At 65.5% G+C, this 20011-nt stretch carries 20 protein-coding genes, 1 tRNA gene and 1 pseudogene; 10 read left to right on the top strand and 12 right to left on the bottom strand.

All coding sequences use genetic code 11. The features are described from left to right. Window positions 1-236 (top strand): annotated as a pseudogene (locus RCH15_RS08305) (IS630 family transposase); the annotation flags it as partial. A gap of 9 nt (window positions 237-245) precedes the next feature. Here the strand turns inward: RCH15_RS08305 and RCH15_RS08300 are convergent. From RCH15_RS08300 to RCH15_RS08280, 5 genes are all read right to left on the bottom strand, one after another. Then, window positions 246-1400: an FUSC family protein gene (locus RCH15_RS08300; protein ID WP_326959902.1), complete on the bottom strand. Its 1155-nt coding sequence runs from the start codon at window positions 1398-1400 to the stop codon at window positions 246-248. Between the two features lie 69 nt (window positions 1401-1469). Next, complete coding sequence (locus RCH15_RS08295) at window positions 1470-2618, bottom strand: serine hydrolase domain-containing protein (RefSeq protein ID WP_326959900.1); 1149 nt, start codon at window positions 2616-2618, stop codon at window positions 1470-1472. Window positions 2619-2676: 58 nt separating this feature from the next. Further along, window positions 2677-3741: a glutathione S-transferase family protein gene (locus RCH15_RS08290; RefSeq protein ID WP_326959898.1), complete on the bottom strand. Its 1065-nt coding sequence runs from the start codon at window positions 3739-3741 to the stop codon at window positions 2677-2679. Between the two features lie 9 nt (window positions 3742-3750). Then, window positions 3751-4530 carry a M50 family metallopeptidase gene (locus tag RCH15_RS08285; protein ID WP_326959896.1) on the bottom strand — a complete coding sequence of 260 codons (780 nt, stop codon included), beginning with the start codon at window positions 4528-4530 and terminating at the stop codon, window positions 3751-3753. Continuing rightward, on the bottom strand, window positions 4527-4913 hold the full coding sequence (locus RCH15_RS08280) for a TraR/DksA family transcriptional regulator (RefSeq protein WP_326959894.1): 387 nt from the start codon (window positions 4911-4913) through the stop codon (window positions 4527-4529). The genes RCH15_RS08285 and RCH15_RS08280 overlap by 4 nt, the downstream gene beginning before the upstream one ends. 77 nt (window positions 4914-4990) lie before the next feature. On the opposite strand from RCH15_RS08280, the gene malQ reads away from it, so the two are divergent. Then, a complete protein-coding gene (gene malQ / locus RCH15_RS08275; RefSeq protein ID WP_326959892.1) occupies window positions 4991-7171 on the top strand; it encodes a 4-alpha-glucanotransferase in 2181 nt (726 codons plus the stop codon). 214 nt (window positions 7172-7385) lie between these two features. On the opposite strand, the gene RCH15_RS08270 is transcribed toward malQ, so the two are convergent. The 3 genes from RCH15_RS08270 to RCH15_RS08260 are packed head-to-tail and all read right to left on the bottom strand — an operon-like array spanning window position 7386 to window position 10686. After that, window positions 7386-8321, bottom strand: a complete 936-nt coding sequence (locus RCH15_RS08270; RefSeq protein WP_326959890.1) for an acetamidase/formamidase family protein — start codon at window positions 8319-8321, stop codon at window positions 7386-7388. Further along, a complete protein-coding gene (locus RCH15_RS08265; protein ID WP_326959888.1) occupies window positions 8318-9751 on the bottom strand; it encodes an APC family permease in 1434 nt (477 codons plus the stop codon). Before RCH15_RS08265 ends, RCH15_RS08270 begins: the two co-directional genes overlap by 4 nt. Before the next feature lie 32 nt (window positions 9752-9783). After that, the gene (locus RCH15_RS08260) at window positions 9784-10686 is read right to left on the bottom strand and encodes a proline iminopeptidase-family hydrolase (protein WP_326959886.1); all 903 of its coding nucleotides are present in this window, start codon (window positions 10684-10686) and stop codon (window positions 9784-9786) included. 89 nt (window positions 10687-10775) lie between these two features. Here RCH15_RS08260 and RCH15_RS08255 point away from each other — a divergent pair, with 89 nt between their 5' ends. The 5 genes from RCH15_RS08255 to RCH15_RS08235 all read left to right on the top strand — a co-directional run bounded on the left by RCH15_RS08255 (window position 10776) and on the right by RCH15_RS08235 (window position 14752). Next, window positions 10776-11546, top strand: a complete 771-nt coding sequence (locus tag RCH15_RS08255; RefSeq protein WP_326959884.1) for a FadR/GntR family transcriptional regulator — start codon at window positions 10776-10778, stop codon at window positions 11544-11546. A gap of 205 nt (window positions 11547-11751) precedes the next feature. Next, window positions 11752-12438, top strand: a complete 687-nt coding sequence (pnuC, locus tag RCH15_RS08250) for a nicotinamide riboside transporter PnuC (protein WP_326959882.1) — start codon at window positions 11752-11754, stop codon at window positions 12436-12438. 1 nt (window position 12439) lies between these two features. Further along, the gene (locus RCH15_RS08245; RefSeq protein ID WP_326959881.1) at window positions 12440-13549 is read left to right on the top strand and encodes an AAA family ATPase; all 1110 of its coding nucleotides are present in this window, start codon (window positions 12440-12442) and stop codon (window positions 13547-13549) included. Next, window positions 13546-14289, top strand: a complete 744-nt coding sequence (locus tag RCH15_RS08240; protein ID WP_326959879.1) for an NUDIX hydrolase — start codon at window positions 13546-13548, stop codon at window positions 14287-14289. The genes RCH15_RS08245 and RCH15_RS08240 overlap by 4 nt, the downstream gene beginning before the upstream one ends. A 151-nt stretch (window positions 14290-14440) precedes the next feature. After that, the gene (locus tag RCH15_RS08235) at window positions 14441-14752 is read left to right on the top strand and encodes a hypothetical protein (protein ID WP_326959877.1); all 312 of its coding nucleotides are present in this window, start codon (window positions 14441-14443) and stop codon (window positions 14750-14752) included. A gap of 385 nt (window positions 14753-15137) precedes the next feature. On the opposite strand, the gene RCH15_RS08230 is transcribed toward RCH15_RS08235, so the two are convergent. Beyond that, window positions 15138-15620: an SRPBCC family protein gene (locus RCH15_RS08230; RefSeq protein WP_326959875.1), complete on the bottom strand. Its 483-nt coding sequence runs from the start codon at window positions 15618-15620 to the stop codon at window positions 15138-15140. Between the two features lie 154 nt (window positions 15621-15774). Further along, window positions 15775-15857 (bottom strand) — tRNA-Leu (locus tag RCH15_RS08225). A gap of 163 nt (window positions 15858-16020) precedes the next feature. On the opposite strand from RCH15_RS08225, the gene RCH15_RS08220 reads away from it, so the two are divergent. Further along, window positions 16021-17325: a M20/M25/M40 family metallo-hydrolase gene (locus RCH15_RS08220; protein ID WP_326959873.1), complete on the top strand. Its 1305-nt coding sequence runs from the start codon at window positions 16021-16023 to the stop codon at window positions 17323-17325. Between the two features lie 19 nt (window positions 17326-17344). After that, window positions 17345-18508 carry an acyl-CoA dehydrogenase family protein gene (locus RCH15_RS08215; protein ID WP_326959871.1) on the top strand — a complete coding sequence of 388 codons (1164 nt, stop codon included), beginning with the start codon at window positions 17345-17347 and terminating at the stop codon, window positions 18506-18508. Here the strand turns inward: RCH15_RS08215 and RCH15_RS08210 are convergent. Continuing rightward, window positions 18505-18738 (bottom strand): DUF5703 family protein, encoded by a 234-nt coding sequence (locus tag RCH15_RS08210; protein ID WP_326959869.1) that lies wholly within the window; start codon window positions 18736-18738, stop codon window positions 18505-18507. The genes RCH15_RS08215 and RCH15_RS08210 overlap by 4 nt on opposite strands. A 39-nt stretch (window positions 18739-18777) precedes the next feature. Between RCH15_RS08210 and RCH15_RS08205 the strand changes: the two genes are divergently transcribed. Continuing rightward, entirely contained in the window at window positions 18778-19038 is a 261-nt protein-coding gene (locus RCH15_RS08205) for a hypothetical protein (RefSeq protein ID WP_326959867.1), read from the top strand. Between the two features lie 29 nt (window positions 19039-19067). Here RCH15_RS08205 and RCH15_RS08200 read toward each other — a convergent pair whose 3' ends face one another. Continuing rightward, a complete protein-coding gene (locus RCH15_RS08200; RefSeq protein ID WP_326959865.1) occupies window positions 19068-20003 on the bottom strand; it encodes an aldo/keto reductase in 936 nt (311 codons plus the stop codon). Window positions 20004-20011 lie beyond the last annotated feature (8 nt).

Here is a 20011-nt window from a genome sequence, read left to right as displayed (position 1 = left end):
CTCCCACGTCCTCGTCCTGGCTCAACCTCGTCGAGCGCTGGTTTCGAGAGCTGACGGACAAGGCCCTGCGCCGCGGCGCCTTTCATTCCGTGCCGAACCTCATCAACAAAATCGAAGAATACCTCGCCGCCCACAACACCGAACCCAAACCCCTGGTCTGGACCGCGACCGCAGACTCAATCCTCAAAAAAGTGGCCCGTGGCCGAGTCGCCCTTGAAACCATCAAACAAAACTGAGACAGACCACTAGTTGGCGCCGGCGGACGAGGCGTCCGGTGCGTGGCCTGCCGACTTCGCGGCGCGCAGCATCCGGTGCAGGCTCAGCAAAACCGATTCGACGGCACTCGGGGCACCCTCGGACAGGTCCTCGGCCGCGACCCGGGAGATGAAATCCTTCACCGCGGCGTCGGCAACTTCGACAAGTTCGGCCTGCCGTTGCGGTTCTTCCTCCTCGGCGGCACGCAGCACGTCACCCACCATCGTCATGGCGTTCGCGAGCGGCTCCGCATATTCCTCCGGTATCACAAACGGCGTGTCTTTGGCCCAGATGACGTCGGAGAGCACCTGGGTCACATCCTGGACGTGGAAGGTGATCTGCTCCAGATCCCGCAGGTTGCGGTAGTCCAGCGCAATGTCGCGGGGATGGAGCCGGCGGCGCGGATTGGCCCGCCGGCTGGCGTCGGCCTTTTCCACCGCCAGGCGCACAGTGCGGGCGGACGCCGCAAGCCCGTCAGACCGGCTGGACCAGTTCTCGTGTTCCGGGGGCCAGGATTCCTTGAGCGCCTTGGCCATGTCCCGGAGCTGCTGGGCGAGCGCCAGACGCAGTTCAGCGATGCTCAGCTCGGCGGCGCGGAAGTGCAACGGCGGGAACACCAAAAGGTTCACCGCGATACCCACCGTGACGCCGGCGCCCATCTGAAGGAGATAGCCGAAGGAGAACTGGTCCGGGTTGTGGCCGCCCACCAGCAGAACCAGGAGCGCCGCCGTAGGAATCCAGTCCCGGCCTGCGCCAATCTTTGGGAGGCCGGCCAGGACGACGCCGAAGGCCATGACGATCCCGACGGTCAGTGGGGTGGGACTGCCCAGGACGAACAGGACGAAGGCCAGCCCGATCCCGATTGCCAGCCCGCCGAGGGCCTGCACCCCCTGGCGCATGGAACCGGCGACGTTCTCGTACATGGCCACCAGTGCGCCCAGCGGTGCGTAGTAGGGGTAGTCAGCCGCGGAGCCCGGCATCAGCGGTGCAATCGCGAACGCAATTCCCGCGGCCAAGCCCGCCTTGATGGCCAGCTGCAGCCGGGGCCAGAGCAGCGCCGCGGAGACGTTGCCCGTCACGATCCGCCAGAGCCGCCGAGGCAGTGCGGGGCGGGTCGTCTGCGGTGCCTCGTCTGTAGTAGCCATTCGGCTCACCCTAGAGCCGCGGTGTTGCTGCTACAAGTGGACGAATCGCCGGGGACGGCAGAGGTGCACTCAGCCGGAGGCTGCGCAGGCCTTACGTACCGCCGCGGAAAGCCGTTGGGCTCTCCCCTCGGTGCGTCCTTCTTCGCTTCGCCGGGGCACGTAGCCGAAGCCGATCCCATAGCCGGGGTCGGCGTAGCCCAGGGCAGCGTTGGCGCCTTCATGGCCGAACGCAAGGTAGCTGCCGAAGTCCCGGCCCGGCTGCGGCTTCATGAAGACCACGGCGAAAGCGTTGTCCTTTCCGGAGCAGCGGTCCAGGCCCCACACCTGCTCCTCCGCCATCATTGCGATGGTGGCGGGAACCAGGAAAGCCGGCAGGCCGTCGACCCCGGTGGTGGCGGCGGCGTAGGCCCGTGCAAGTCCGTCCGCGGAGCCGATGCCGCCGGCGCTGCTCATCCCGCCGGCCCGGATCATGCGGTGGTTGGGAAGTTCCAGGATGTCGCTGACCGGCGCGTTGCTGGTCAGGCCGGCCAAGCTCAGCGGATCCAGCAATCCGGCGGCCGGGTCCTGGCTGTACAGGACCTCCCGGAAACGCGGTTCTTCCTCCGCGGGCAGGCCCAGGAAAAAGTCGATGCCGAAGGGCCGGCGGAGTCGGTCGTCGTAGAGTTCCTGCAGACTGCGCCCGGCGACCCGGCGGCAGAGCTCCTCCATCAGGATTCCCATCGTCAACGCGTGGTAGCCGAAGGCGCTGCCCGGCCGCCACAGCGGGGCGGCGGCGGCCACGCGGCGGGCCGCTTCCGGCGTCGGAAACTCCTCCAGCGCAAGGCCGCCGGCGATGCCGGGCACCCCGGCCTGGTGGGAGAGGGCTTGCCGGACGGTGAGCCGTTCCTTGCCGTGAACCCCGAACTCGGGCCAATACGATGCCACGGTGGCGTCCAGGTCCAGCACTCCGTCCTGAACCAGCACGGCGATGACCAAACCGGCGATGCCCTTGGAACATGAATATGTTCCCGTAATGTCGCCCGGGCCCAGTCCGGGGCCGCCACTGAGATCCAGGACTTTACTGCCGTGGCGGTACACGGCCAGCTGCGCACTGTACTGCCGGTCCAGAGCCAGGAAGGTGTCGAAGAGCTCGCGGACGGCGGCAAACTCCGGGGCGGCCGTTCCGACGGACAGCCCCGGGCCCGCCGCCGCGGCGTGTGGCGCGGGAGGAAGTTCCATGGCCCCACCCTAGCGCCCGCTTCCTCGGGACGCGCAGACCGGCCTGCGCATCGTGACGTTAGCTGGCGCCGTGTCCGGCGGCGACTTCCTCCCCGGGCCGCACCGGCCCGGGGGCTGTGCCGTTACCGAAGGGCCGCCCGCCGAGCGCTTCGCGGCCGTGGGCTGAGAGCCAGCCGCCCAGCTCCGGCCCCTTCGGCACGATGCCGGTGGGGTTGATGTCCTCGTGGACGATGTAATAGTGCTGCTTGATCTGCACGAAATCCGTCGTGTCCCCGAACCCGGGGGTTTGAAACAGGTCCCGGGCGTACGCCCACAGCGCGGGCATCTCACTAAGCTTTTGCCGGTTGCACTTGAAATGGCCGTGATAGACGGCGTCGAACCGGGCAAGCGTGGTGAACAGCCGCACGTCTGCCTCGGTGATGGTCTCGCCCACCAGATAGCGCTGCCCGGTGAGCAGCTCCTCAAGCCAGTCCAGGGCGGTCCAGAGCCGGTCATAGGCGGCGTCGTAAGCTTGTTGCGAGCCGGCGAAGCCGCAGCGGTAGACACCGTTGTTGACCTCGGTGAACACGCGCTTGTTGACGGCGTCGATTTCCCCGCGCAGGGCTACCGGGTACAGGTCCGGGGCGCCGCTCCGGTGGAACTCCGTCCAGTCTGTGGAGAAGTCCAGCGTCATTTGCGGGAAGTTGTTGGTCACCACCTTGCCGGTGGAGACCTCCACCATGGCTGGGACCGTGATGCCGCGGGGGTAGTCCGGAAAGCGGCGGAAATAGGCTTCCTGGATCCGTTCCATGCCCAGCACCGGGTCCTTGCCCCCCGGGTCCAGGTCAAACGTCCAAGAGCGGGCATCGTGGGTGGGGCCGGGCTGGCCGAGGGAAACGGCATCCTCCAGTCCCAGGAGCCGCCGCACGATGACGGTCCGGTTGGCCCACGGGCAGGCGCGTGCGGCAATCAGCCGGTAACGGCCCGGTTCCACCGGCCAGCCCGGCTCGCCATTGGCTCCGGCTGCACCGTCGCGGGTGATCCGGTCTTCGATGTAGTTGGTGTCGCGGCTGAACTCCTCGCCGCCGGTGACATAGGCACCCTTTGTGCTGAATCCCGGGTTCCGGGTCTGTTCTGCGCTCATGAGCCCAGCCTATGCCGGGGAGCCGCCGGCTCCGCGCAACGGTGCCCCCGGCAGGGACGCGAACGCCTGCCCCATCGGCTGCCAGGCAAACCACCAGGCAGCGCCGACGACGGCGGCGAACAGCAAGATCCACACCATAGCGGGGATGCCGCTGGCCCGGGACAGCAGGTGCGCGTCCGAGGTGCCCAGCCGGTCCCGGTGCCGCAGGTGCACATTGATCAGCTTGCCGAGGTCGCGGACAGCGGCGACCAGCAGCGCCAGGCCAAGCACGATCGTGACGTGGCCGTTGAACTCCGGCGGGACGAAGAGCACGAGCATCGCGGCGGCCAGTACCGCAGCGGCGGTAATGAGCAAACCCATGCCGTTACGGATGAACAGGAACGAGGCCAGCAGTATGAGTGTTCCGAGGGACATCGCCGCCGGACCCCAGCCGTTGAAGCCACTCCAAACCATGGCCGCGCCTACGACGGCCGGCACCGGGTAACCCCAGAACGTGGACCAGACTGCTGCGAGGGGGCGCCTGCTGTACGTGGTGGTGGTGCCGGAATGATCCAGGCTCAACCGGATGCCGCCGAGGCGTTGTCCTGTCATCAGGGCGGCGAAGGCGTGGCCGAGTTCATGGGTCACCGTTGCCAGGAGCCCGAAGTACCGCCAGGTGGCGCGCGGCAGCGAGAGGACGACGGCGAGCAGGACCACCAGCGCAAGTTCGGTGCCGGTGACGTGCGGGACGGGGGAGTGGGTGAACCCGGCGACAATGCGGCTCCACCAGGTTCCGAAGGCGTCGGTCATAAGGTGGTCCGCGGTTTCGTTCCGCCGGGGCCGCCAGGACCGGAACTGTGCCGGATGCAGAAGGGCGTCCAGGGCCTGGCTTCAAGCCGGCCTGGTGCAATCTGCTCACCGCACACGGCACAGATGCCATACGTGCCGGCGTCGATCCGTTCCAACGCTGCCTCGATCTGGATGAGGCCCTGCCGGCTTTGCTCCAGCAGGGCCGAGGCCTGGGACAACTCAAACGCGATGGTCGTGCCCTCGGGATCGTGTTCGTCATCGACGTTAGAGTCCTGCCGGGCGGCATTCACCGCGGTGATGTCCCGGCTGAGCGCGGGCAGGAGGGTGAGTTTCCGGCGGCGCTCCTCCTGGAGGAGAACCCGGAACCGTTCGACGTCGATCATAAGCTGCAAGGCTAGCGTGGACGGGGGAGCCGCTCCTAAAACTGCCGGGAGCCGGCAGCAGCGTCTAGAGTGGCCCCATGGTTGAGGGTATGCACGACAGCAATGGTTCCGATGCAACGGCACTGCTGAGGGAACTCGCGCAGGCCCACGGGGTGGGAATTTCCTATTGGGGCTGGGACGGCGTCGAACGTTCAGTCGCAGATCTTACGCTCCGCAGCGTTCTCGGCGCGCTGGGCATCCCGGCGGGTGACGCGGATGAGATGGAGCGCTCGCTGGCTGAGGCCAGGCTGGCGCCGTGGCGGCGGCTGCTGCCGCCGGTCGCCGTCGCCCGCGAAGGGCAGGAGCTGTTAGTCAACGTGCATGTACCGCACGGCGGCGCCGTGCGGGTCTGGATCACTGCAGAGGACGGCAGCAGCTACGAGCTCAGCCAGCGGGAGAACTGGGAGGCTCCGGTGGACCTGGACGGCGTCCTCACCGGCCGGGCCACCTTCGCGGTCCCTGACGTGGTTCCGCTCGGCTGGCACACCCTGCTGGCGGATAACGAGGGAACGGTGGCGCAGTGCCCGCTTGTTGTCACCCCGCAAAGCCTCAGTACCACCCGGGCGCTCGCCGGCCGGCGGAACTGGGGGCTGACCGCGCAGCTTTATTCCGTGCGGTCCTCCCGCTCGTGGGGGATTGGCGACTTCACGGACCTGGCTGACCTCGCCGCCATGACGGGGCAGGAGGGCGCGGGGTTTCTGCTGGTCAACCCCATGCACGCCGCCGAACCCCGGCCACCGGTCGAGGATTCGCCGTACCTGCCGACCACCCGGCGGTTCTTTAACCCCCTCTACCTCCGGGTCGAGGAAATCCCTGAGTACGGTTATCTCGACTCGAAGGGCCGGGCCGAGGTGGCACGGCTGGCCCACGTCCAGCACGCAGCGAACCACAGCGCCGGCCTGTTGGACCGGAACGGAAGTTTCGGCGCGAAACTGGCAGCGCTCGAGCTGGTGTTCGCTGTGCCGCGGGGCCCCGCCCGTGACCTCCAGTTTGCGGACTTCCGCACCGGCCAGGGCCAGGGACTCGACGACTACGCGCTCTGGTGCGCACTCGCCGAGAAGCTGCCCCCGGGCGCCCGGCAATGGGCTGCGGAAGCCTCCGGCCCCGACACCGCCTACTGCAAGGAGCAGCGGACGCTGCTGGCAGGCCGGATTGAGTTCCACCGCTGGCTGCAGTGGCTCTGCGACGTCCAGCTGGAGGACGCCCAGCGTACGGCCCGCCAGGCGGGCATGGAGATCGGCGTCATCCACGATCTGGCGGTGGGGGTTAAGCGCGGCGGCTCGGACGACTGGTCGTTGGCAGGGGTGCTCGCCAGGGACGTCACCGTCGGGGCGCCGCCGGACATGTTCAACCAGCAGGGACAGGACTGGACCCAGCCGCCCTGGCATCCGGGGCGGCTCGCGGAATCGGGGTATGCCGCGTACCGGGACATGCTCAGGACCGTGCTGCGCCATGCGGGCGGCATCCGGGTGGACCACATCCTGGGGTTGTTCCGGCTGTGGTGGATTCCGGCCGGCGCCGGGCCGGAGCACGGCACCTACGTCTACTACGACCACGAGGCGCTGATCGGCATCCTGGCTCTGGAAGCACAGCGCGCCGGCGCGATCGTCATCGGCGAGGACCTGGGCGTGTTCGAGCCGTGGGTCAGGGACTACCTGGCCGAACGCGGAATCTTCGGCACCTCGATCCTGTGGTTCGAGCACGACGCCGACGGCCCGATTCCGCCGGAACAGTACCGGCAGCAATGCCTGACCAGCGTCAATACCCATGATTTGCCCCCGACGGCCGGGTACCTGGCCGGTGAGCACGTCACCCTCCGGGAATCGTTGGGCCTGCTGCAGCGGCCAGTGGAGGAGGAACGGGCCGAAGCCGCCGCCGAGCAGGAGGAAGTGCTGCGCCTGGTGCGGGACCGTGGGCTGCTGCCTGAGCCGGGCCGCGGGGATGTGCAGGGCACTGTCGAGGCTTTGTATGCGTTCACCGCGCTGGCGCCCTCGTCCCTGCTCGGCGTCGCCCTCGTCGACGCGGTGGGCGAAACCCGCACGCAGAACCAGCCCGGAACCAGCACGCAGTATCCCAACTGGCGGGTGCCGCTGGCCGGGCCCCGGGGGCCGGTCCTGTTGGACACACTGCCGACCGATAGCGGTTTCCGTTCCCTGGTGGGCACCATCCGGTCCGCGCTGCGTCCGGGCAACGAGGGCAGCGGTGCCGGCCGGCCATAGCCGGGGTCGAAAGCGGGTATGCGCTCATCATGCCTGACGGCCGGTGGAAATGGCCGGAGCCGGGCACGGGGGGCGGCTGACCTGCAGCCCGCCGGCCGGACCCGGGTTTCCGGCGGGCGTTCGGGCTGAAAGTACGAAGTGTGGTGAAAGACAAACTGAGCCTGCCGATGAAGATCATCGGCAGGCTCAGCGTGTTGGGTGGTTCTGATGAGAACTACGGCTCCAGCACACTCTTGGGCAGGTGGTGGACTGTGACTGCTCCGATGGGTGTGAACGGATGGAGCGGGTCCGGGACCGAAGATCCGGTGGGACCACCGAGCCGGGAGTTCCCGACGGCACTCAGCACGGCGTAGGCGTCGCCGCGTTGCCAGCCGTGGTCCGTGACAAGGAAGTCAAACATGTCCTCGTAACCGCGGGTGATACTTTCCTGGACGGGGTCGCCCAGGCCGACGAATATCCATTCCTCTGGAGTCTCGATTCGCGGGGCGCGCAGATTCATCGCTTTTGCCAGTTCGACGCTGATGATGGCGGTTCCCTCGGCTTCGATGGCCACAAAAGAAGACTCCCCTTCCGCCATCAGGGCGTGGATGTCCCCGATGGAGAGATAGGCGCCGTTCACCATGACGGGAAGGTGAACCTTTGAGCCCGGCCGGCACCCGGTGAGGTCCATGTTGCCGCCGCCGGAGAAACTTGGCATGACCGTGGAGTTTCCGCCCCCGGCCGGGGCCGTGCCGATGCAGCCGATCATGGGCTTGGCGTCGAATATGTGCCTGTCGGTGACGTGCACGCCGGCTGCGTCGATGGGGATCCGACGGGTGAACATCTCCGTACCCATCACCTGGCTCAGGGCTCCGGTCCCCGGCAGGCTGACCGACCAGCCAAAATCCTTGAGGAGGATCTCGTGAATGGTGACGATCAAAGCGTCGCCCGGCTCCGCTCCTTCCACGAAGACCGGCCCGGTGACCGGGTTGATACCAACGCTGAGCCGGTCAAGGTCGTGGTGTTCGTGGAGTTCCGCGTAAACAGCGTCGCTTGTTTCGAAGGCGATGCGCTCCCCGGTTCCGGGAGCGATTCTCAGCGCAGGTTCCTCGCCCGAGGAGAAGGAAAACTTCCCGTGCGATTTGTCGAGGAAGTACTCGGCGGTAGTCACAGCTGCGGCTCCGTTCCGCTGAGTGCCGGCTCCGGGTTGCTGCTGCCGTCATCCGTCAGGTTCGTCGTCCGGCCGGTGAACTTGTAGTAGGCGAAGACCGCAGCGCCGACTACAAGCCAGATCGCGCCTCCGATTTTCGCCTCTGGCGCTGCATTGAGCAGGACATAGCCAATGATCAGGAAGCCGAGGATGGGCACCACGAGATGCAACAGGTAGTTTGTCGATTTTTTCCGCACCACGTAGTGAACGATTACCGAGAGGTGCAGGAGCATGAACCCGAAGAGTGCGCCGAAGTTCACGAGAGCGGAAATGACGTCGATTTGTCCCACAAAGAACAGGACGAGGACCGCGGAAACGGCTGAGACCAGAATGATGGCATTCCGGGGCACCTGGCGGTTGTCGATCCGGGACAGGAACTTCGGCAGCTGGCGGTCCCGGCTCATCGAGTACAAAAGCCGGGAGGTGGCGGCCTGCGCGGCCATGGCATTTGCAACCCCGATCGCAAGCACATTCACGACGAAAAAGGCTGTCATCCAGCCCGTGCTTGAGGCGGCCTCAACGATGGTGAAGAACGCATTGCCTACCTCATCGTCATTGAATGAGGCCCGTCCGGCTGCCAGTGCACTCGCGAGCCAGGTCTGCACGATGAACAGGAAAGCAACGAGGAAGAGGGCCAGGATCATGGCCCGGCCAGCGGCATTACGGCCGCCGGTCGCTTCCTCTGACATGGTGGAAATGCCGTCAAATCCGAGGAAGCTCAACACTGCGATCGAGAGCGCCGAGGCGATCAGGGGTCCTGTTACTTTGCTTGCGTCCCAAATCGGGTTCATCGTCAGTTCAGCACCCGGCACGGTGTGCGTTGCCAGGGCGTTGATGGCGATGACGACGAAGATCACCACAAAGATGAGTTCAATCGCGAGGAAGATCCGGTTCATTCGCTTGATCGAGCTGATTCCGAGCAGATTGATGGCGGTGTTGACCGCTACGAAGATCAGCGCCCACAACCAGCGCGGCGACTCGGGGAAGATCCCCACCATCGACTCAGCCGCGAACACATACAGCAAAGTAGGGACGAGGAGATAGTCCAGCAGGATTGCCCAGCCGGCGAAGAACCCGGCCGTGGGATGGATCCCCCGGCCCACGTAGGAGAACACCGAGCCTGCGAGCGGAATGGACTTTGCCATCTGCTGGTACGCCAGGGCAGTGAAGATCATGGCCACTAGGCCGATGAGATAAACGAGCGGGACCATGCCTCCCGCCGCGTTGTACACGACGCCGAAGATCGCCCAGGGCGCGATGGGCACCATGAAAACGAGCCCGTAGACGAGCAGATCCGTGGTGGAAACGGAACGTTTCAGCTCCTGTTTGTAGCCGAAGGCCTCGAGTTGCTGTTGGGGACTGAGCTCGGGGGAGCTGGTGGAATTTGCCATCGGGATCTTTCTGCGAGGGGTTGGTTGTGGTGCTAGGGGTGGTCGTGGCGGGCCAGATGGTCGGCGATGACGGCCCGGAAAGCCTCGGGCTGTTCGAGGTGTGAGCAGTGGCTGGCCCCGGGAAAGACATGACTGGCGGCATCGGGAATATTGGCGACGAAGGGTGCCCAGGTAGCGGGGGCCGCCTCGTCGTATTCGCCGGCGACTACCAGGGTGGGGGCCGTGACCCGGTGCAGTTGTTCGATGATGGTCCAGTTGCGCAGCGTCCCGATTACATGGAACTCGTTAGGGCCGTTCATCGTGTGGTACACCGTGGGCTCGGCTTCCATCTGGGCTTCACTCTCATCCAGGTCACTGGGAAAAGGCGTGAGACGGCAGACATGGCGCTCGTAGAAGGCCCGGGTCGCGGCAACGTACTCCGGGTCCGTTACCGTGCCGGCGTGCTCATGGCGCACCAGCGCATCCTGGGTCTCCCGGGGCAACTGGCCCCTGAGATCAGCTGCGGCCTCCGCCCACAGCTCCATTGAGGCAGGTGAGTTGCAGATGGAGAGACTCGCCAGCCCCGGTGGCCGGCGCACCGCAATTTCCGCCCCCAGCATCCCGCCCCAGGACTGTCCCAGGATGTGGAAGTCACCGATCCGGAAGTGGGCGAGGAGATTATGGAACTCTTCAACAAACAACCGGGGAACCCAAAAGTCGGCGGGAGCCTGCGGCAGATGTGTACTGTTTCCGCAACCCAGCTGGTCATAGAGGATGACCGTGCGGCCGGTATCCGTCAGCTCCGCCAGGTTCTTCAGATAGTTGTGGGCCATGCCCGGGCCTCCGTGAAGCACGATGAGGGGGAGCGCGCCGGGCACGGGGACGTCCGGGGCAAACAGTGCGGCCCACGTCTCCCAATCGCGGAATGGAATTCTGTGGGTAGTGAGTGTGGTCACACGGGATCCTTCAGTCGACGGTGAGGATCATCTTCGCCCATAAATGGTCTGATTCCAAGACCTTTAAGAAATTTCGATAGGTTGGTTCCATGGGCAAGAGCAAAGACGACGGTCCGGAAGGGGCGCTGGGCGTGCCGTTGGCCGCCATGTCCCGGGCGGATGAAATCACCGACCGGCTAATCACGGCAATCGCCGTGGGGGAGTATCTGCCGGGTGCGCGCCTGCCCTCGGAACGGGACCTGGCGAAGTCCTTGCAGGTGGGCCGGATGACGGTGCGTGCGGCCCTCGGCCGGTTGGTTGACCAGGGTCTGCTGTCCACCCAGCGCGGGCGCGCGGGCGGCTCGTTCGTCCGGGAACAGTGGACGACGGCGTCCAGTGCATCGGTGCACAGGACGCTTTCGACGCGCTGGGAATCCTTGCGCGACACCTGCGAGGCCATGGTCCATTTACACGGGACGATCGCCCGGGCAGCGGCGGAGAACCGGACGGATGCTGATGCTGCTGTTCTCCGGGAGCGGTTGGAAGCTTACCGGGCGGCAGACTCGGGCAGCGCCTCGCAAAAGGCCGATGAGCGGCTGCATATGGCGATTGCCGAAGCGGCCCACAATGTGACCTTGCCACGGATCCTTCTGGAGCTCGAGGCCCAGATCGGGCTCGCCGCCCCCGCCCATCTCTGGGGCTTTCCCGAGGGGATGCGCGAGATGGAGCTTCGCGCCCTGGCTGATCATGAACGGCTCGTCGACGCCATCTGCCTGCAGCGCCCGGCAGAAGCCGGATCGATCGGCCTGACGCATGCACGGATCGATATCGAGCTCCTGGAGGCGGCGCTGAACAGAGCCCGCGCAGGCGGAGTCTCCTGACTCAGGCGGACAGGTCACGGACCGAATTCGACGCGTTCGAAGGCGTCCCGGACAAGATGTTCGAAAGGACAAAACCCAGCAGTTGACATTGCCTCACGGCCACCCATGGGGCGGCATGCAGGCTGGGTTCGATGGCCTGTTTATCAAACTGACAATAACTCTGCTACCCTATTATTATCAGATTGATAATAATGAAGGGAACATCATGAATGCCCTGTTGAACTGGATGAACTCCGCAGCGATTCCCAACCTCCTCGGCAACCCCGTGAGCTGGATCGAACTCATTGGCTTCGTCACCGGCGCCGCATGCGTCTTCGGGGTGGCCCGGCAGAAAGTGTGGAATTGGCCCGTCGGCATTCTGAACAACCTGGCATTCATCATCCTGTTCCTGGGCGCCGGCCTGTACGGTGACACGGCGCTGCAGGTGGTTTTCGGCGTCGTCGGCGCCTACGGCTGGTTCAACTGGGCCCGCGGCAACAAGGACACTGCGGGCAGAGACGACCTGCGGATCCGGGACGCCAGCCGCGCGGAAGCCATCTGGGGGGTCACAGCCGCCCTGGCCGCCACCGGCGTCGTCGGCGCCGTCCTGGCCGCTGAAACCAACTCCACCGTCCCCTGGCCGGACGCCTTTGTCCTGGCAGCATCCCTTGTCGCCACCTACGGGCAAGCCAAGAAGATCCTCCAGCACTGGTACGTCTGGATCGTCGTCGACCTCGTCTCCATTCCGCTGTACCTCACCAAGGACCTGACGTTGACCGCAATCCTGTACGTCGGCTTTCTTGCCCTCTGCGTCTACGGGCTCTTCGACTGGAAGCGCACCCGCCGGATTTTGACAACGACAACCGTCACGCCCGGGACCTCCTCCAACCAATCCGTTACTGCAGGTGCCTGAGATGTTCAAGAACGCCATGGTCATCGGAAAGTTTTACCCGCCCCACGCCGGTCACACCCATTTGATCCGTACCGCAGCCGGACAGTCCGAACACCTCTCCGTCCTGGTCCTGGGTAACCGCTTTGAATCCGTCACGGTCGCGGACCGCACCAAGTGGCTCCAGGAGGAGTTCGCCGGCGCCGAGGGGGTGCAGATCCTGGGGATGCGCAATGACTGCCCGGAGGACTACTTCTCCGCCGAGATCTGGAAGGCCCAGACCGAACTGATGCGCCTGGCCCTCAAGAGCCGCGGGGTGACCGGTATCGATGCAGTCTTCACCTCCGAGGACTATGGAGGCCAGCTGGCCAAGGCCTTCGACGCCGAGCACGTCCTGGTTGACCTGTCCCGGGCCACGTACCCGATCAGCGGAACCTTGTGCCGCGAAGACCCCGGATCCGCATGGCCCTGCATCATCGCTCCCGCCCGCCAGAAACTGGCGACCCGCATCATCGTCGTCGGCGCGGAATCAACCGGCACCACCACCCTCACCGGCCAGCTCATGGAGCACTACCGGCAACAATTCCCGCGGCTTGCCGGCGTCCCTGAATACGGCCGGCAGTACACTTACGACAAATTCGAGGCCCTCCGCGCCGGGAAGCCCGAGGCCGTGCTGGCTGACATGGTCTGGACGTCCGAGGACTTCGCCCGCATCGGAGCCCGGCAAAACGAACTTGAGAACAACGCCGCCGACGCCAGCCCCCTGGTCATCGCCGATACCGATGCCCTGGCCACCACGCTGTGGGAGCGGTATTACCTCGGGGAAGGCAGCTTTGGCTCCTACAACGCTGCAGACCACCTCCCACCCCGGGATCTCTACCTGATCACCGACCACGTCGAGGTGCCCTTCGAAGACGACGGCTGGAGGGAGGGCGAGCACCGCCGTGCCGACATGACAGAGTGGTTCAAGGAAACGCTCACGGAAGAAGGCCATTCCTGGATCCTGCTGACCGGAGACGAAAGCACCCGTGCCAAGACGGCCATCCAGATAACTGACCTTGTGCTGGCCCAGCGCAGCAGCTTCACCTCCCCGCCCTGGTCCCGCCGCACCGTCGTTGAAGAAGCAAGCGCATGAGCCGCGATGCGGGCAGCGAGAAGCAATTCCTCAGCACCTACCAGCCCGGCGACTACCCCTCGGTCGCCCTGACAGCGGACCTGGTGGTGCTTGCCGTCGCCGGCGGGAAACTGCACACGGCGCTGGTGCACCGCGGAGGGCACCCCTTCAAGGGCACCCTGGCGCTGCCCGGAGGTTTCGTCGGTCCGCAGGAATCCGCGGAGCAGGCGGCCCACCGGGAGCTGGCAGAAGAAACGGGTCTCGAAGTCCGGCAACTGCCGGTGCACCTGGAGCAGCTGGCCACCTACAGCGCCCCGGACCGGGATCCGCGCATGCGGGTCGTTTCCGTCGCACACTTGGCCCTGCTGGCAACGGACGGCCAGCAATTACCGGCGATGATGGCCGGTACCGATGCCGTGGCCGCCGAATGGCACCCCGTGCATGAAGTCCTCAAGCAGCCGCTGGCGTTCGATCACGCGATCATCCTCCGCGACGGGCTGGACCGGCTGGCGGGAAAAATGGAATACACCACCATCGCTGCCCGGCTGGTGCCGAAGGAGTTCACCATGACGGCACTGCGCGCCGTCTACGACGCGGTCTGGAACACCACGATGTCCGCCGGCAATTTCACCCGCAAGATGCTTCCCCAACTGGAAGACTCCGGCCGGAAGTCCAGATCCGCTACAGGAGCCCCGGCTGCCCTGTTCACCGCCAGTGACAGGCACATCCATCCTCCGCTGACCAGGCCGAGGCAGGGCTAACCCGGACGCAGTGGGGCTTGCATCTTCCTGGTGCCCGGGCGGCGCCGGCTCTCATTCATCTCGGCATCGTACCGGGCCCTGTACGGCCCTACCGGGACGGCGAGTGACGGCTTATCGTGGTCCTGACACAGGCCGAAGGAAAGGGGCGACGATGTTCACCCTGCAGATCAGCTATCCGGTCCGGGACTACGAGATGTTCAAGAAAGTATTCGACATTGATCCCGCGGGCCGTGCCGCCTCCGGGGCCCGGTCTGTCCGGCTGCTCCGGGATGTCGACGATCACAACAGCGTAGTCGTGCATCTTGACTATGAATCCAAAGACGCTGCGAGCGCCTTCCTGGCACGCCTCCGCGGTCAGGTGTGGGAAAAGCCCGAGGTAATGGCGGATCTGATGACAGCGTCGCCAACAGCGAAGATTTTTGAGGGGATGGCCCGCGAGGGTCAGGGTTCGCTGACCGGCTAGGTCCACCAAGTGCAGAGGACGGGCCGGGGGTCTTCCGGGGTCCCGGGTGGTGAACAGGCTGCCCGCGCGGCCGGCTTTTGTCTCTTGGCGGGCACGAGTCCGGGCCGGCAGGCCACCCTGAACCCGTCACCGGGATCTGGCCGCAGGCCGGGAAATCAGAAGGAAGAAAGCACTCATCGGTGTGAAAAGCGGTGCCGGAGGCCGGACCGGTAGGAGGCCGTAGGTAATGTCGCAGCCATCGCGCGGCGGCGTGGGTCCGATCGCATACAGCCGGTCACTGATGGACTGGTCCGGTTTGGCGGCGGCAACGCGGATCCGGGGGGTGGGGTTGGTGCGTTGTCGGGTCGGGCGTACGGCCGGGTTTGCGGAACTGAAACCGGCCCCTTCAGCGCGCCGCGAGCGCCCGGAATTCCTCGATGAGCTCCGGGTTCTCGCACGCACGGGTGAACGCCTCGATGCGTATCTCGATCTCCTTGCCCAACAGCCAGGCGCCGATCGGCTCTGCGATGGGACGCAACCAGGCCGGGCGGCAAGTGAACGTATATTTCCAGACAGCGCGGGTTCCGCTGCCGTCCGGAGCGAAGCGCCACCCACCGCCGAACTTCTCAAAAAACCAGGGCCCGGCAACCATGGTCATGCCGACATTCTTCGGGGGCCTGAAGGAAACGTATTCACTGACCATGACCAGGCCCATGCGGGACACGGTCCGGGTGCGGACGCCTTTGCCGGCGGCGGGTGCGCCGTCGAGCCAGCCCTGCGCTGAGATGAACGGGTCCCATTTGAGCCGGAAGTCTCCGGTGGACTGGGATAGCGCAAAAGCAGTCTCGGGGTCGAGGCGGATAAATCGTTCGGCGCGGACCTGTGGCATGGTTCTCAGCCTATCCGGGGTCCCACAGCGTCGCTGTTTCCGCGGGCTGCGAGCTGGCGGGACAAAGTTCTGCCGAGGCCGGCGCGGCGGGTCCCGCGCGGGTGTAGACACAAAAAACCCCCGGAATCCGTGGATTCCAGGGGTTTTTTCTTTGTGCGCGGAGGGGGACTTGAACCCCCACCCCCTTTCGAGGACTAGCACCTCAAGCTAGCGCGTCTGCCATTCCGCCACCCGCGCAGGTGGTATCCGGTGAACCTTTTCGCCTTTCAGCGTTTCGGTTTTCTCCGAAGCAGCGAGAAAGACTCTAGCATGAAGTTTCCGGAAACAAATAATCGGGGCCCGGCGGGACATGTGGGTAGGCTGAAGCGAGCAACCGACCCGACGCCACGAGGAGCGAGACATGACTGACATCAGGCCCGAGGACGAAGTCGTCAGGATCTGCCAGGAACTCATCCGGATCGACACCTCCAACTATGGGGATGGCTCCGGCCCGGGAGAGCGGGCAGCCGCCGAATACACCGCGGGGCTGATGACGGAAGTAGGACTGGACGCTGAAATCTTCGAGTCCGCCCCGGGCCGCGCCAGTGTGGTGACCAGGCTTGCCGGCGAGGACCCGTCCGCCAGCGCCCTGGTGGTCCACGGGCATCTGGATGTGGTTCCCGCGCTGCGCGATCAGTGGTCGGTGGATCCCTTCGGCGCGGAACTCAAGGACGGCATGATCTGGGGCCGCGGCGCCGTGGACATGAAGGACATGGACGCCATGATCCTTGCCGTCCTGCGGAACTTCGCCCGCACCGGGCGCAAGCCCAAGCGGGACCTGATTTTCGCCTTCTTCGCCGATGAGGAAGCCGGCGGCACCTACGGGGCCCGGTATGCCATCGAAAAGCGGCCCGAACTGTTCGACGGTGCCACCGAGGCTATTTCCGAAGTGGGCGGCTTCTCCGCCACCATCGGCGGCCAGCGCACCTACCTGCTCCAGACCGCCGAGAAAGGCCTCTCCTGGCTCCGGCTCGTCGCCCACGGCCGAGCAGGGCACGGCTCGCAGATCAACACAGACAATGCCGTCACCAGGCTCGCCAGTGCCGTCTCACGGATCGGCGAATACCGCTGGCCGGTGGAGTTGACGCCCACCACCCGGCAATTCCTTGACGGCGTCACGGAACTCACCGGCGTGGAATTTGATCCCGATGATCCGGACAAGATCCTGAAAGAGCTGGGCACCGTGGCACGCTTCGTCGGGGCTACGCTGCAGAACACCACCAATCCCACCCTGCTCAAGGGCGGCTACAAGCACAACGTCATCCCCGAATCTGCCGAGGCCCTGATCGACTGCCGCACCCTTCCCGGCCAGGAACAGCAGGTCCTGGAAACCGTCCGCGAACTCGCCGGCACGGGCGTGGATGTGAGCTACGTTCACAACGACGTGTCCTTGGAGGTTCCGTTCGCCGGCAACCTGGTGGACTCCATGATCGACGCGCTGCATTCCCAGGACCCGGGCGCCAAGGTACTGCCGTACACCCTCTCCGGCGGCACGGACAACAAGTCCCTGAGCCGGCTCGGCATCACCGGTTACGGCTTCGCGCCGCTGCAATTGCCGGACGAACTGGACTTCACCGGGATGTTCCACGGTGTGGACGAGCGGGTTCCCACCGAGTCGCTGAAATTCGGCGCACGGGTGCTCGATACCCTGCTCACCAACTACTGAGTCCGGAGACACGGAATCCATGCGCCCTGAGGACATCCTGCCCGACGCCCTGCTGGAACGGATCCGCGGCCGCGCTGCCGGCTACGACCGGGACAACACCTTCTTCCATGAGGATCTGGCGGAGCTGTCCGCAGCCGGCTACCTGAAGATCTTTGTTCCGGCGTCCGACGGCGGCCTGGGACTCGGGCTCGCGGCCGCCGTGCAGCTCCAGCGCCGCCTCGCGACGGCCGCTCCCGCCACCGCCCTGGCCATCAACATGCATCTCGTCTGGACCGGCGTCGCCCATGTCCTGGCGGCACGGGGCGACGCGTCGCTCGGCTTTGTCCTCCGCGAGGCTGGGCAGGGGGAAATTTTCGCTTTCGGGAACTCGGAGGCGGGGAACGACTCCGTTCTGTTCGATTCCCGCACTGCGGCCGTACCGCAGCCTGACGGCGGCTACGCCTTCTCCGGCCGTAAAATCTTCACCAGCCTCTCGCCGGCCTGGACCCGGCTGGGAATCTTCGGCAAGGACACCTCCGCCGGAAACGGGGGCGGGCAACTGGTCCATGGTTTTATCACCAGGGACACCCCCGGGTACGAAATCCTTCCCGACTGGGACACCCTCGGCATGCGGGCAAGCCAGTCACATACCACCGTCCTGAACGGTGCGGTGGTGCCGGCCGCGCGCATCTTCCGGAAACTGCCTGTGGGCCCGAACGCGGATCCGCTGATTTTCGCCATCTTCGCCTGCTTCGAGACACTTCTCGCGGCTGTCTACACCGGCATCGGAGAACGGGCCCTCACCCTGGGGGTGGAGGCGGTCAAGCGGCGGACCTCTTTCAAGAACGGTGGGAAAAGCTACGCCCAGGACCCGGACACCCGGTGGAAGGTCGCCGATGCGGCCATGGCAATGGACGCGCTGTACCCGCACCTTTCCAGCGTGGCTGCGGACGTCGATGCTCTGGCCGCCCATGGCGGGCAGTGGTTCCCGAAGCTGGTGGGACTCAAGGTCTGTGCGACTGAGACTGCACGCACGGTGGTGGACCTTGCTATCCGGGTCTCCGGGGGATCGAGCTACTTCCGCGGTTCCGAACTTGAACGGCTGTACCGCGATGTACTGGCAGGAATGTTCCATCCCTCGGACGACGAATCGGCGCATAACACCGTGGCGAACGCCTGGCTGGGGCCGCTCGAAACGTCCTAAACGGTCCGCTGGACCTGTGTCACCCGGCGGCGGAGCCAGAAGCGGCGGCCGCCGCCCAGGTACAGCACACTGCGCTGCAGTTCCCACTTGCCATACTCGGAGTGTTCAACCAGACGGCGGCGCGCTTCAGGGAGGGAGTCTTCAGGACTCACGGTCAGTACGAGGTACTCGTACTGCTTCGCGTAGTCCCGCTCCCGACGGACTGAACTGCTGGGAAAATGTTCTTTCATTGCTCTCCATTTTCTCCTTTTTGCGGCTAACGTGAAGTCATGAGCATCGATCCGCGTGTCGCGCTTGAAACGCTGACGGCGGCCCTGGAAGAACACCTCGCGGCTGTGTCGTCCCGCAGGGGGGAAGAAGACCCGGCAGTCGAGGCCGCGTTTTTCACGGTTGCTGAGGCCTTTGAAGTTTATGAGGACGCACTCTATGAGGCGTACGGCGAGGTGACCGGGCTGGGGATCATCGAAGACGACGACGAGGACGACGAGGACGTCGACGACGAGGAAGACCTCGAAATCCTCCGGGACTAGGCCCAGCAGGCATGCCGGGCCGAGGGCCGCTAGGCGGGGTCGGAAACATCCTCAAGGGCTTGGGCAATTTGAGCGGGAAGCGGCGCCAGGGTGGCAGCCAAGATTTCTTTGAGTTGCACGGGCGTGCGCGGGCCCACCACCGCAGTCGCAACCCCCGGCTGGGTCAGTAACCAACTCAGGGCAACGTCCACCGGGGTTCGGCCCAGTCCCTTCGCAGCCATCGCAACGGCCTCCGCGACGCTGGAAGCGGAACCAGACAAGTACCGCTCCACGTACCCGGCCAACCCCGCCTGGGCTGCGCGGGAATCCGCGGGGATGTGCCCGCGGTACTTACCGCTCAGCACCCCGCGCCCCAGCGGGCCCCAGGCCATCAGGCCCAGGCCGGCATCCTCGATGGCGGGAACGAGTTCGATCTCGGGCAAACGGCGCAGCAGGGAATATTCCGACTGGTTCGCGACCAGCGGAAAACCAGCCACCGCGGCTGCCTTAGCCGTCTGCCAGCCGTTGAAATTGGAGACACCCGCGTAGCGTGCGCGGCCCGAGCGGACGGCGAATTCCAACGCGGACAGGGTTTCCTCCAGCGGCACGTTGGGGTCCCAGGCCTGGGCGAACCACACATCGACATAGTCGGTGCCCAGCCGGGCAAGGCTCGCATCCAAACCGGAGAGCATCCCGTTGCGGGAGGTGTCGACGTTACGCCGGCCATCCGAGGCCGTCAGCCCGGCTTTCGTGGCGATGACCACTTCCGAGCGTGCCACCACGTCACCGAGCATTCCGCCCAGCATCGCCTCGGCCTGGCCATCCGCGTAGGACGCTGCTGTGTCGACGAGGCTCCCGCCGCCGTCGAGAAAGGTGCGGAGCAGTGTGGAAGCGTCCTGCTCGTCTGTTTCCCGCGCCCAGGACATGGTGCCGAGAGACAAAGAGGACACCCGCAAACCGCTGTTGCCGACATATCGCTGCTGCATGTCAGTTA

Source organism: Arthrobacter sp. MP_M4, assembly GCF_035984855.1.
In the GTDB taxonomy this organism is placed as follows: domain Bacteria; phylum Actinomycetota; class Actinomycetes; order Actinomycetales; family Micrococcaceae; genus Arthrobacter.
The sequence above is the reverse complement of the archived record's forward strand: the minus strand, read 5'-3'. Positions and strand labels throughout refer to the sequence as shown.